12 protein-coding genes and 1 pseudogene are annotated in these 12,350 nt (G+C 35.5%); 7 read left to right on the top strand and 6 right to left on the bottom strand.

Going from position 1 to position 12,350, the window contains the following annotated elements; all coding sequences use genetic code 11:
• From FTU77_RS15380 to FTU77_RS15370, 3 genes are all read right to left on the bottom strand, one after another.
• A partial coding sequence (locus FTU77_RS15380; protein ID WP_180022932.1) for a transposase occupies positions 1–316 on the bottom strand: 316 nt, incomplete at its 3' end.
• A 430-nt stretch (positions 317–746) separates the two neighbouring features.
• The gene (locus tag FTU77_RS15375; RefSeq protein WP_127800993.1) at positions 747–1,658 is read right to left on the bottom strand and encodes a ParB/RepB/Spo0J family partition protein; all 912 of its coding nucleotides are present in this window, start codon (positions 1,656–1,658) and stop codon (positions 747–749) included.
• Between the two features lie 13 nt (positions 1,659–1,671).
• Complete coding sequence (locus FTU77_RS15370; RefSeq protein WP_127800991.1) at positions 1,672–2,445, bottom strand: ParA family protein; 774 nt, start codon at positions 2,443–2,445, stop codon at positions 1,672–1,674.
• 856 nt (positions 2,446–3,301) lie between these two features.
• Between FTU77_RS15370 and FTU77_RS15365 the strand changes: the two genes are divergently transcribed.
• Entirely contained in the window at positions 3,302–4,474 is a 1,173-nt protein-coding gene (locus tag FTU77_RS15365) for a replication initiation protein (RefSeq protein ID WP_127800989.1), read from the top strand.
• Positions 4,475–4,626: 152 nt separating this feature from the next.
• Here the strand turns inward: FTU77_RS15365 and FTU77_RS15360 are convergent.
• Positions 4,627–5,040 (bottom strand): annotated as a pseudogene (locus FTU77_RS15360) (integrase core domain-containing protein); the annotation flags it as partial.
• 54 nt (positions 5,041–5,094) lie between these two features.
• Entirely contained in the window at positions 5,095–6,027 is a 933-nt protein-coding gene (locus FTU77_RS15355) for an IS5-like element IS17 family transposase (RefSeq protein WP_180022931.1), read from the bottom strand.
• A gap of 568 nt (positions 6,028–6,595) precedes the next feature.
• Here FTU77_RS15355 and FTU77_RS15350 point away from each other — a divergent pair.
• Genes FTU77_RS15350 through FTU77_RS15325 form a run of 6 tightly spaced genes read left to right on the top strand, consistent with a single transcriptional unit; the run spans position 6,596 to position 11,616 of the window.
• Positions 6,596–8,131 carry a phosphorylase gene (locus FTU77_RS15350; protein WP_159153817.1) on the top strand — a complete coding sequence of 512 codons (1,536 nt, stop codon included), beginning with the start codon at positions 6,596–6,598 and terminating at the stop codon, positions 8,129–8,131.
• A 19-nt stretch (positions 8,132–8,150) separates the two neighbouring features.
• Entirely contained in the window at positions 8,151–9,098 is a 948-nt protein-coding gene (locus FTU77_RS15345) for a CBASS oligonucleotide cyclase (protein WP_151208075.1), read from the top strand.
• A gap of 3 nt (positions 9,099–9,101) precedes the next feature.
• Positions 9,102–9,599, top strand: coding sequence for a four-carbon acid sugar kinase family protein (locus FTU77_RS15340; RefSeq protein WP_151208077.1), 498 nt, complete (start codon positions 9,102–9,104; stop codon positions 9,597–9,599).
• Entirely contained in the window at positions 9,596–10,492 is an 897-nt protein-coding gene (locus FTU77_RS15335) for an ATP-binding protein (RefSeq protein ID WP_127798918.1), read from the top strand. Before FTU77_RS15340 ends, FTU77_RS15335 begins: the two co-directional genes overlap by 4 nt.
• 28 nt (positions 10,493–10,520) lie before the next feature.
• Positions 10,521–11,060 carry a 3'-5' exonuclease gene (locus FTU77_RS15330; RefSeq protein ID WP_127798920.1) on the top strand — a complete coding sequence of 180 codons (540 nt, stop codon included), beginning with the start codon at positions 10,521–10,523 and terminating at the stop codon, positions 11,058–11,060.
• A gap of 40 nt (positions 11,061–11,100) precedes the next feature.
• The gene (locus tag FTU77_RS15325) at positions 11,101–11,616 is read left to right on the top strand and encodes a hypothetical protein (RefSeq protein WP_127798922.1); all 516 of its coding nucleotides are present in this window, start codon (positions 11,101–11,103) and stop codon (positions 11,614–11,616) included.
• Positions 11,617–11,770: 154 nt separating this feature from the next.
• Here the strand turns inward: FTU77_RS15325 and FTU77_RS15320 are convergent, their stop codons facing one another.
• Positions 11,771–12,310, bottom strand: a complete 540-nt coding sequence (locus FTU77_RS15320; protein ID WP_265738119.1) for an IS630 family transposase — start codon at positions 12,308–12,310, stop codon at positions 11,771–11,773.
• Positions 12,311–12,350 lie beyond the last annotated feature (40 nt).

Genomic DNA, 12,350 nt, shown 5'->3' with positions numbered 1-12,350 from the left:
TATCATTATTCGTATGAGGCACGGTGATACACAACGTGATCCTCTCATCAATAGGTTGGCTGATTGCAGCAGTGTAAGGCAAAGCAATAAATGCTGGATTCACATGAGTAGGATCCTGCACGGCACCCTCATGATGCCTGAAGATCCTGATCCAACGACTGACAAGGTTGGCATTAATACTATGTTGCAGTGCGACCGAAGCGATCGAGGTATTAGGATTTTTGCAGGCATTGACAATACTGAATTTGAATTCTTTGCTGTATGTTCTGCGTTTTTTAGCAACAGGAGGTGTTGCTGAATATATATCCATGTTCATAGATTAAGTCCCCACTTGTTTTTAGGTGGGAACTAAATTAAGGCTTATAGGATCGCTTGGTAAGGCTGTGTTAGCTGGATGCTTACTTTCTTTTACCTTAATAACGTATTTTTTTAACGGCAGCATACCTTTTGAAACACCACCAAATTATTTATGTTCCACCAGCATATATACTTCCCTATCGAAAAATCTGATAAGAATTGATTATTTTGATACAAAACCTGAAAACTGGGAGTGCTTATATGGACATATATAATATTTCCGGATAAATATAAAACTACTCCACAAGAAGAAAGGCAGAATTTAATCTCAGTCCGAAGTAACAGTACTCTCAAAGACCAAATGTAAAGAAGCATACTTAAGAAAATAAAATTCAATAATGCATGAGGATGTAATTAGTTTCAGGGTGCTAAGAAAGTGTAGCAACTTGCTACACTTTTTCGCTTTTTTGAATCAGCTGTTTTAAGAAATCTTCTAATTGTAAGAGACTGGCTTCGTCAATTTCCGAGATATTCAGAGAAACCTTAAGCTGTTTTTGATTCAGTTTGATATTCCCCGCAATCTTACCGGCATATTCAATTTTTCTGACCACGGATGTTGTGGTCAGTTTTTCTGGATTCTGACTCAATAGTTTTTCAGCATAAGTAGTAACTTTGCTTTGCTCGAGTTTTTTGTCTTTTAATTTTTCCCAAGCTCCGAGTAAGGCCACTTCGGCTTCAGAGAGTTGTTCAAGATGATCCGATAGAAATTTTTTGAATGCAGTTGCAGCAGTACGGCCTAGCAAGCCTGGTTCCACATCAAGGTCATTTAAAATTGCTTGCGGCAGTTTTTCGTATGCTAAATACTTGTACATATCTTCGCGATTTAAACCCAGTGAATTGGCTAAACGTTGCTTGTTTTTCTTTAATTTCTCATCAAGTGAGTTCAGGCCAATAAAAATCTCATAATCTGTCAGATCCTGACGCTTTAAATTCTCGGCCAGGGTTAACAAAGATGCTTCTACATTATTTGCATCAATGATAATGGCTTCAATCACAGACTTTCCGAGTAACTGATGTGCCCGTAAGCGTCGCTCGCCTGCAATCAGTTCATATTTCAGATTATCCAGTTTACGCACTGTAATGGGCTGCAAAAGGCCGATTTCATTAATAGAATCCGCCAGTTCTTTTAACTGTGATTCTTCAAATATTTTACGCGGCTGGTTTAGACTTCGGCTGATATCCTCAATAGGGACATTACGTCTAAACTCTTTCAGCTCTTTAATATTGTCTTTCTGTGCTTGCTGATGTTTTTCTGTATTCTGTTTCAGTTTCTGAGCTAAAAGCTCTTTGGTGCTTGCCATAATGCTCTCAGGTTTAAATTTTCAATACAATTTCATTGGCAAGGCTTTCAAAAGCCTTACGTACTTTTGAATTTTTTTCTACTTTCAAAAGTGGTTGTTGCAGAATGGCTGCTTGATTGACTTTAGTACTTTGAGGAATTGTGGTTTCTAAAATTTTACCCACTTGTTTCAAGGCTTCATCCCGAATCAGCTTACAGACATTCTGACGTTCATCATGCTTAATTAGTAAAGCGCCTAAAAGCTCTAAATCTGGATTAATACGTTTGATCTTTTCAAGATGATTTAAAAGATCTGTTACCCCATATAATCCATATTGTGATCCTGATTCGATAGGGATAATGACATGTGTTGAGGATGCCAGGGCATTGCTGGTTAATAATTTAAGGCTAGGTGGGCAGTCAATCAATATAAAATCATATAGATCTTTTAATAGTTTTAACTTGATATTTAACTCTTCTGAAGGACGGGGAGCTTCTTCTTTTAGTTGATCTTCAGTTTTTCCTAAATTCAAGGAACCATAAATTAATGATACTTTTTCAAAGTTCGTTTCTTCTTGTAATGCATCTGCCAACAACGAAATATCGCCCACTAGTAATTCTGCTGTAGTGACAGCAATTTCGCTTGGATGTTGGATCCCAATGTGTAAACTTGCGTTTGCTTGAGGATCTAAATCAATGACTAAAACTTTGTTGCCCAGATTGGCAAGTTCTGAGGCTAGGTGTACAACAGTCGTTGTTTTGCCACATCCGCCTTTATGGTTAGCAACAGTAATAATTTTTGCAGACATGCGTGTCAGATGCTTCCTTATTTGAATGTTTAGTAATATAAATAACTTTCATTCATCTTACTATAGTTTTTAAATTTATAAATCCTATTTATTCAGCTGTAAAACAGTTTAAAAAATAAATTTTTAACTAAGCTAGCTTAATTAAAAATTAGAATAATTAGTTATTTAGCTAATTAATAATTAGGATCATATTTTTATTATATAAAACAAATGCTTATAGATTTAAAAGTGGAAGGTTTGTCACTCTAAAGTGGAAGGTTTGTCACTCTAAAGTGGAAGGTTTGTCACTCTAAAGTGGAAGGTCTGTCACTCTAAAGTGGAAGGTTTGTCACTCTAAAGTGGAAGGTCTGTCACTAGGGTGGAAAGTTTGTCACTGCTATTTTTATATCTGCTATTTTTATTTAAAAATAATTGCAAAAACAAATATTTAAGCTGTTAATAAAGTCTCATAACTAAGCTTTAAAGGTGGAAAGATTGTCACTGTATCTTCTTAACCTGTGGATAATCTTTTTTTATTGGATATTTCCTGATGATTATATGTGCAGTTATACCTTTTAAATCTAACAAAAAGGTGGAAGCCTTGTCACATCAGGGTTTTTATCTGACTTAACCTAACTAGATCTGAATGAAAAAAGTAAAAATAGGCCTTCTGAACTGTAATTTCGAGACTAAAGGTGGAAGGTCTGTCATCATAGGGTGGAAAGATTATAATTAATTCCACTTTAAATGCAGAAAACCGGCTAAAATGCTTCTTTTTGATGACAAACTTTCCACTTTTAGAATCTTGTGGTGAAAGTCTTGAAAGTTTTTCCACTTTTGTATATAAAAACTAAGTTAAATTATAAATATCACGGTTATGACAGAATCTGAACCATTGCAAGAAGAATCGAATTATATTCCTTACTGTATAGGCAACATTCGCCATAATGGCGTTGTCAGTACCAGTAACCGTTTAATTCGCCCAATCGAATTATCAGCCAATGAATATAAGGCACTTCTATATGCAATGGCGGTTGCGAATTATAGTGAGAAAAATAGGGTAGATGGTGAAATTACCGAACAAACTTATATTTATTTGTATAAGGATGATTTGGCAGATTTACTAGGATTAAATAAACGTAATTCAATTAATGTTGCAATAGATCGGATCTACAAAGAGCTTTCATCCCGGGTAGCTCATTTTATTATTGAGGAGCCTGCTGATAATGGTAAAAGAAAGACTAAAAAAGTACATTCTGTCGTTCCCATTATCCGTGAGTTAAGATGGGAAGATGATTCTAAAAATGCGATTCAGATTCGTTTTACCAGTGAGGTGTTGCCGTATTTCACTCAACTGGCTGGGGGTAATTTTACTACCTATCAGCTAAAACATCTTTTTGCCCTAGATTCTGTTGCCAGTATGAGTCTCTATACTTATTTCATTAAAAATGAATTTAAGTACGCCAATCAAAAGAGTTATGAAGTGCCATTACTTTTAGAAAACTTGAAAGCACTGATTGATATTAATGAAACCAAATATGATCGCTGGGTAGATTTTAGACGCTATGTATTAGACAAAATAGTGGCAGAAATTAACGAAAATACAGATCTACAATTAGAGTATGAAACCGTTAAGAAAGGCCGTCCAATTGTAGGTGTGAATTTTAAACTGCATCATCGGATTGCTGATAAGGCACTGGATGAATTTGCAGTGATTGAAAAAATCTATCTTGATGTTCCATTTGAAGACAATGCATCCGTAAAAGAATTAGGGGCTAAATTCGATATGAATGTACGTTCTTGGTATATTTTTAATAATGATGAAAATTATCAGCAGTTCAAGAAGTGGTTTAAAAAAGTAGGATGCCTCACTGACTCTCAAGCAAATATTGTCATTAATGACACTTTATTCCAAATGGATTTTGCTGAAATTGGTATGGGGTTGAATGACTTTAAACGAAATATGAAGCATAAACTTAAAAGTAATCCGGAATTCGTCCATAGTATTCGTGAAAGACTGAATGATATTTTTGGTAAAGAGTTGATCTAGCGAAAAGTGTAGCAACTTGCTACACTTTTTTTGATATATGTTCGTAAAGAATACAAGTGGTAAGGACCTTAGGATAAAAACGACTCTGTTGCATGAAGTGTGAAAATTGAGACTGAACCGTACCGGGTTTGTCGGAGACTTTTTTATTTAAGTTAGGCCACCTGACCTAACGGGTTAATCTTATCATAGTACATTGCTTCAAACTCAAAAGGCGACTTGTAACCCAATGCACTGTGTACACGCTCTTTATTGAACCAATCTACCCAGTTGAGTGTCGCAAGTTGTACATCCGCTAAACCTTTCCAATCTGCTTTTAAATACTCAATCACCTCTGTTTTGTATAAGCCATTCACTGTTTCAGCCAAAGCATTATCGTATGAATCACCAGTCGTACCGACTGATGCTCGTAAATTTGCAGCTTCTAAACGATTGGTATAGCGAATAGAAAGATATTGAACACCTCTATCGGAATGATGAATCACATTCTTTGGCATGCCTCGATCGTGCAATGCTTGCTCAAGTGCATCGAGCACCATATCTGTATTCATCCGTGTAGATACTTTCCATCGGCTTTGTTGCACAAAGATTTGAAATGCAAAGCGCCCCTAATTGAGCCAAATTTAAGGCGTAACTTGGGTAAGTGGTCGACCTAATTCCGTAAATCTGTTGAGGACTGCTACACGTGCATGAATTTCATTCACCTGACTAGGAAAGCTTCTTGCCATTAATTTATCGCCTAATAATTTGATGCAATGCATCTTGGTTTCCACCAAACTGCGGCGATGATAGCCTGACCATTTTTTCCATAATGTCCTGCCTAAACGTTTAACTGTTCGAAGTAATTCATTTCGCTCTAGCGAGCTGATCTTTGTATCTTTCCATGGTTTCGCATTTTTTCTAGGTGGAATCACCGCATGTGCTTGCCGATCTGCAATGACCTGACGGCATTGCTTGGTGTCATAAGCTCCATCGGTATAAACAGAGTCAATCTGCTCATCTTGTGGAATCTGATTAAGTAAATCACCAAGCACCTGTGAATCACTGACATTATTGGTTGTGAGCTGAATAGCGCGTATTTGTAGGGTTTTGGCATCTATACCAATATGTAGTTTACGCCATTGGCGACGATATTCAGCTCCATGTTTCTTGCGTTTCCATTCGCCCTCACCTAGAAACTTCATGCCTGTAGAGTCTACGAGTAGATGCAGCCCATCGCTACTTTTTTGGTAGCTGATTGCAATATCAATATGCTTTTGTCTTCTACAAAGCGTACTGTAATCTGGTGCGGTCCAATTTAATCCGCAAAGTTCAATCAGACTTTGCACAAAGCCAGTGACCATACGTAAAGATAGACGGAATAAGGATTTAATCATTAAGCAGCATTGGATAGCTGCGTCGGAGTAGGTTTGATTTCGCCCTTGTTTGCCTTTTGATGGAGCATACCATTGCGTAGCAGGATCAAACCAAATGACAATATTTCCGCGACTCATGAGTGCTCGGTTATATGCGGGCCAATTGGTTGTGCAGTAGATTTTGTGTGTAGGCTTCTTCATTTGAAAATTATATCGCTGAAAAAGCCTTTACAGATAGGTTTGTGCAACAAAGCCCTTCACAACTATATATTTACCATTTCATCCATCTAATTCAGTGGTTAGTAATTTAATGAAGATTCAGCAAATGTTTAGATTAATGATTTTATTGGAGTTATCATATTTGCCGGGTCATAACTCACAACTCACATAGCAACTGTAGATTTGAGTGCCGCCTTTCTCAGCATGCTCGTGCAATAATTGCGACTTTATTAGGAGTTCTTCTTCTATCTAGACAACTTTTTCCAAAATTATGGATATTCCTTCAGTAACAATTAGTAATCTAGGTGTTTTGGTGGTTTTTCCTTTTAACAGCTGGTACTACAGTATATTACTTTATCTCATTCAATCGCGTTTGTAGGGTTCTTACCACTGTACAGCCATATTTGCAGTGATACCTGGAGGAGTGAACAATTAAACTACTTGCATACTAAAATTACAAAGCTAAATAAATTTTCAAAGAACACTTGCAATAGTTAATGTAACCTTCATCTATTAAAAATTATTATATTTTTTAGGGGGTAAGGGGAGAATGAGTAATCCAGTTTCTCTTTCAAATAGTTGTATTCTCCTTGCAGGTAGCATTTCTCTTACTACAAATGATGACCAGATCGATAAGGCTCATTCATTTGTTGAAGCTCTTGTAACAGAAGTTATTAATGCTGGAGGCAGCTTTATCGGTTATTTTTCAGCAGAGCCTGTAAATCAAACTCAAAAATCTTTAGTTTTTGATTGGACTATTGCTAGAAAAATAAACGAACTAACTCAAGGGATAGAAAACAAAATCTTTCTTAAGATTGTTGCATCAAATGATCGGTTGCAATGCAAAACCAATTCCGAACAGCGACGGCTTTTAAATAGCATGATTGCTCGTGGGGTTGCTGAACATATTTGTATTGATGACGAAATCTTAACAGGTAGCAATGTAGGTGAAGAACAAATTGAGCATGCTACAGCAATGATTGCACTAGGTGGTGGTAAAGGAGTATTAGATAGAGCTCACAAAATGGTAAAAAAAGGGTTGCCTATTTTGCCTTTAGATCTACAAATCGGATCAAATAAAGAAGATGGAAATGGTGCATTAGGATTGCTAAAAAAATTTAGAGACACTCCTCAAACTTATTTGCAAAATACCGGTTCTACTGTGGTAAAAAGTATTTCAGCACTCTCTTTAGAAGAACCTGTATTAGAATTTTCTCAAATTGCAAAGAGAATTATTACGATCTTTTATAAAGAGGAACAAGCTAGACACGCAGCTCTTCCGCCAGATGTATTAGTCTTGACAGCTTTACCAATTGAATTATCAGCTGCAAGGCAAGCATTAAATATTAATGAAGGTGTACAGCCTATAGTTACAAGTACGGGTCTCCATGTATGGAAAACAGAAATAATTCGCAATGATGGTATACGGGCTAATTGCGCAATAGCATGTTTTTCTAGCGCTGGAAATGTAGATGCTTCTTCAATCACCACCACATTACTAATTGAATTACAACCTAAAAATGTAATCATGTTAGGTATTGCTGCGGGAATGCGCGAAAAATGTGCTTTAGGCGAAGTTGTTTTATCTGAACAAGTCGTTGCATACGAAGGAGCAGCTCTCATTGAAGGTGGCGCTACAGAACACCGGCCTAAAAGCACAGTGTTAGATCTTAAAGTTAGACAGGATGTTAGCACATATTTATCTAACAAAAGTTCTTTAGAAAGTCGCTTAATAAAGAGCTATGAAGCCTTAGAAATCATACTTCCAGATAGTATTGAAATTGGCCCAGTAACTAAAAGTGTTATGCCTAAAACAGTCACTATTGGAAGTGGTGAGAAGCTTCTTCGAGATCCTGAAAAATTTAAAGCCTTAAAAGAACTTAATGGAAAAATTGAAGTTGCTGAAATGGAGGGTGCAGGAGTATTTGCGGCTTGTGCTTTACATAAAAAACCCGTGTTAATGATTAGAGGAATTAGTGACTTTGGTGATTCCACAAAAGACAATCGCTTTCATGACTTAGCCGCAAAAGCAGCTGCTGCAGTAACAGCAGATTATATTACTCATGGCTTAACACTTAATAACTAACTTGGGGAAACACATCAGAATGTCACTTACAAATTCAGATCTTCAATATTATGATGGTAATGTACTTCGTTTACCTTCAGAAAAACGTACAGAATATCATGCACAAGTGGATAATTTAATAACAGAGTTACGCAAACATATCACTTCAAACTCTGACTTAAAAATAGCAAAAGTAGTTAAAGCCGGTTCTTTTGCAAAGTATACAATTTTGAAGAAAACTGTAGATGATCCTATCGATGTAGATATTGTATTTTATATCAGTAATAAAAATGTAGATGATTCGACATTAGACAATCTTAATGACTTAATTTACACGTTACTCACAAAAATTTATCCAACTAAAGCTGTTGAAGATTTTGAGATTCAACGGAGAGCAGCTACAGTAACTTTTGTCAAAAGTGGGCTGAGTGTAGATGTAGTTCCTGTAATTCAAGATGCCCAAGAACCAAACCATGGTTGGCAATATGATCTAAAAACTAAAGAAAAAAACCTAACTTGTGCTCCTTGTCATATTCAATTTATTCGTGATAGAAAAAATTCAGATAAGCATTACCGCACTTTAGTGCGTATGGCAAAACGATGGAAAAATTTTGCGTGCCCTCCGGGCCTTAAATCTTTTCATCTAGAGTTGATACTAGCTTATTTACAAGATCGTGATGGACCAACACAAAATATTGAACAACGTTTTAGAGAATTTTTAGGATTTATAGCTCAAAGTGAATTAAATGAGCGTATTGATTTCCCTGAGAACTCGGCTAAGGTGCAGAAATATTTTTCAGATCCTGTTGTAATTATTGATCCTGCTAACCATGAAAATAATGTAGCGTCTCGAATAACTATAGAAGAGAAAGAACAAATCGTCAAAATAGCCTTACAAGCTTGGGAAACTGCAAATTATGCATCAGTAGAAGATGATAACGACATTTGGAAAGAAATATTCGGTAATAAATTTAAAATTAAGGATTAAAGCATGAGTTCATCATACTCAAGTACTTATTCGAGTACTTACACTGTAGCTGATGTTGAAAAAGTTGTACGTAGTATTAAAGCAGATTTAATTATGATCGCTAGTAGCACAAGAGCGATGACTGAAGATAAAGCGAAAGAATATGCCCATGATATTGAACTATTAGCAAAAAATGAATATTTATCTAAAGTTGATGTAACTTTGATATCTTCCTATGGTTCAGAAGTTAGAGCTATTAAGTACATATTTCAAACTGAAGGTGCATCTGGTACTGAAAGACCTGGCGGAGTAATGTGGCCCCACACACCAGATGGACGAATTAGAATTATATTGTCACATACCGATAAATATCGTAATGAATCAGAAAAAGCTTCCAAATTACCATTGGAAATAACTTGGGTCTCAACAACAGAAAGTACCACTCACAGTAGCCTTTCTGCATCAGGGGAGCGAGGTTATAGCAGTAATGGTTATGGAGCTAATAGGAGCGACTACTCATGAGTAAATCAACAGTTTTTGAAGTTAAGACAGATTTACCAATTAAACAATTTGATGATTTAGCTGACAAATTACTCGGTTTTGAATCTAGATATTCCCGTATTAAGAAACAAGTACAACTTTTGCTTCAGGCTGATGAGTTAGAACAATGGAGTAAACAAAAACATGGGAAAAAACTAGCGGTTATTGATCTTCTTGTCGATCAATATCCTTTAGCTATTTTTCATGGTGATGTAGGTACTGGAAAAACTGCAAATGCTGAAGCAATTGTTAATAGATTAGCTCGTGATGCGAAAATAGAAGATGCTTTGCTATTTAAGCTTAGTAATAAAGTCAGAGGAACTGGTAAAGTTGGTGAAATGGGTACTCTCATTGCACAAGCATTCGATGAAATCACTCGGTCTATTGGACATGGAAATGGTCGAGCTTTTCTTATTATTGATGAAGGTGATTCGCTTGGAGCATCTCGAAGTCAAGAAAATAGTCATCATGAAGATAAAGTTGGTGTGAATACTTTAATTCAAGCAATAGATGATTTAAGAAAACATGGTGGCCGTATCTTTGCAATTTTATGTACTAATCGATTAGCTGCTTTAGATGCAGCTGTTTTGCGTAGAGCTTCCATTGTAGAAGAGTTTGTTCGCCCATCTAATGAAGAACGACATGAGCTTTTTACTAAAGATTTGTCTGACATCGATTTTTCGGAAGATGAAATTGCCGAATTAGTAAGTGCAACTGCTCCTCACGGAGCAGAACCAGGTTGGACTTATTCAGATATTCGTACACGGTTATATCCAACGGCAGTTTCTTTAGCTTTTCCTGATTCAGAATTAAAAATCTCACACTTCCATCAGGCTCTTAGTAAGCTAAAGCCTTCACCTATAATGGCTGGATAACATAATTCTAATTGGAAGGAGCATAAGAATGTATAAAAAAGAGGTTTATATTTCTGTAGACATTGAAACAGCAGGTCCTATAGTAGGTGAACACAGTATGCTGACTATAGGAGCATGTTTCGTATATAACCCTGATATAGAATTTACAATAATGCTCCAACCAATCAGTGATCAAGCAATTGAAGAAGCTTTAAAAGTGTCAGGAATAACTTTAGACCAAGCACGAAAGAAAGGTATTCCCCCCATAGAAGCAATGTCTCAATTTGAAAGTTGGATACTCAAGTATTTACCAGAGGACTCTAGACCTATATTTGTAGGACTTAATGCGCCTTTCGATTGGTCTTTTATAAATTTTTATTTTCTAAAATATTTAAATAGAAATCCTTTTGGTATATCAGCTATAGATATCAAAGCTCTTTTTATGGGAGCCACAAAATGTAGCTGGTACGATACAAAGTCAAGTTCAATAGATAAATATGTACATCCTACTTTACAAGGAGATCATAATGCTTTGCACGATGCAAAGTATCAAGCAGAATTATTTAGATTAGTTTATTCAATTGAATAAATTATATAATTCATATAATTTTCAATTGGGTAATATTAATATGACAAATAGGATTAATTCTGAACAAGCTGTTGAACATGCCTGGAAGTACTTTGAATTACATTCCAACCAAAGAATAACAATGTTCAATTATTTTCTTTTTATCATTGCTGGATTAGGAACCGCTATAGGTGTTTCCATTCAGTCCTCAAGTACCTTTGCTTACATAGGAATATTTTTATCCATTTTCTTAAGTATTACGGCATTTGTTTTCTGGAAGCTAGATCAAAGAACATCTTTTTTAATCAAACAATCTGAAGAAGTCTTTAAAAGATTAGAAAGAAATTCTTCAATTGATATTGGAATATTTTGTAATGAAGAAAGTAATCTTATTAGAGCTAATATGGGAAAAAAATATTTAAGTAAAATTTTGACTTATGGCTTGATATTTAGAGCAACTTTCTTAATTATGGGACTAATTGGCTTAATCGGAGTCTTAATCTTTAGTTTAATAATTTTTGAAAAAATCTCTTTTGAAACTCCCAAAAAAAATGATACTACGTTAATTTCTAAATAAGTAATAACCCTATGCATATCTTTGCATAGGGCTAGATAATATTTTTAGGCTGTTAATATCTAGATATTTTACTAATATTCTTCTGATGAATTTTAATACCAGTGAATAAAAAAAATCCAAGGACTATTAATGGAATCAACCACATAAGCTGTCATTAAAAAGTAAACATGTATTCTTTTCCGAATTGGTTTGATACTCTCTCCACCCATTGCTCTATTTTATCAGCTGTCATGACTTGAAAATCTCGCCAATAATATTTCATCTGCTTCCATACCATCTCGATTCGATTTAACTCAGGGCTATAAGCTGGAATAAAATACAAATTCGTCGAAAAGTTACTTTTAAGTAGCTCTCTGTAATCAGCCATCTTTTTACTTCTATGAATCGAGGCATTATCAACAATAAGAACCAATGGAAGGTTATAAGTCTGTTTTACTTGTTGAGCTATTCCAGTTAAATAGGCATAAAACCAAGTGCTTGTAACTGACTCTTGTAAACAACTTGTCACCAGTTCCCCCGTTGAAAGCAAACACCCCATGACATTAACTCGTTTTAATCTTATTGCATCAACCGCATGAACATCACCTATCTTTGTCCATGCATAGCGGTTATCAGGTGTAGATGAAAACCCTGTTTCATCAACATAACCTAATATAATTTCACCACGTGCCGCTTGCTCTCGTAATTTTTCAATCTGCTGTGTTGCTTGTTCAAATGCAATCGGATCTCTTTTT

Source organism: Acinetobacter sp. YH12142, assembly GCF_013418435.1.
GTDB lineage: Bacteria > Pseudomonadota > Gammaproteobacteria > Pseudomonadales > Moraxellaceae > Acinetobacter > Acinetobacter amyesii.
The sequence above is the reverse complement of the archived record's forward strand: the minus strand, read 5'-3'. Positions and strand labels throughout refer to the sequence as shown.

What these genes read in the sequence shown, in the direction of transcription:
- FTU77_RS15375 (WP_127800993.1), bottom strand. Translation starts at nt 1,658, where the DNA reads ATGGCAAGCACCAAAGAGCTTTTAGCTCAGAAACTGAAACAGAATACA.
- FTU77_RS15370 (WP_127800991.1), bottom strand. Translation starts at nt 2,445, where the DNA reads ATGTCTGCAAAAATTATTACTGTTGCTAACCATAAAGGCGGATGTGGC.
- FTU77_RS15365 (WP_127800989.1), top strand. Translation starts at nt 3,302, where the DNA reads ATGACAGAATCTGAACCATTGCAAGAAGAATCGAATTATATTCCTTAC.
- FTU77_RS15355 (WP_180022931.1), bottom strand. Translation starts at nt 6,027, where the DNA reads ATGAAGAAGCCTACACACAAAATCTACTGCACAACCAATTGGCCCGCA.
- FTU77_RS15350 (WP_159153817.1), top strand. Translation starts at nt 6,596, where the DNA reads ATGAGTAATCCAGTTTCTCTTTCAAATAGTTGTATTCTCCTTGCAGGT.
- FTU77_RS15345 (WP_151208075.1), top strand. Translation starts at nt 8,151, where the DNA reads ATGTCACTTACAAATTCAGATCTTCAATATTATGATGGTAATGTACTT.
- FTU77_RS15340 (WP_151208077.1), top strand. Translation starts at nt 9,102, where the DNA reads ATGAGTTCATCATACTCAAGTACTTATTCGAGTACTTACACTGTAGCT.
- FTU77_RS15335 (WP_127798918.1), top strand. Translation starts at nt 9,596, where the DNA reads ATGAGTAAATCAACAGTTTTTGAAGTTAAGACAGATTTACCAATTAAA.
- FTU77_RS15330 (WP_127798920.1), top strand. Translation starts at nt 10,521, where the DNA reads ATGTATAAAAAAGAGGTTTATATTTCTGTAGACATTGAAACAGCAGGT.
- FTU77_RS15325 (WP_127798922.1), top strand. Translation starts at nt 11,101, where the DNA reads ATGACAAATAGGATTAATTCTGAACAAGCTGTTGAACATGCCTGGAAG.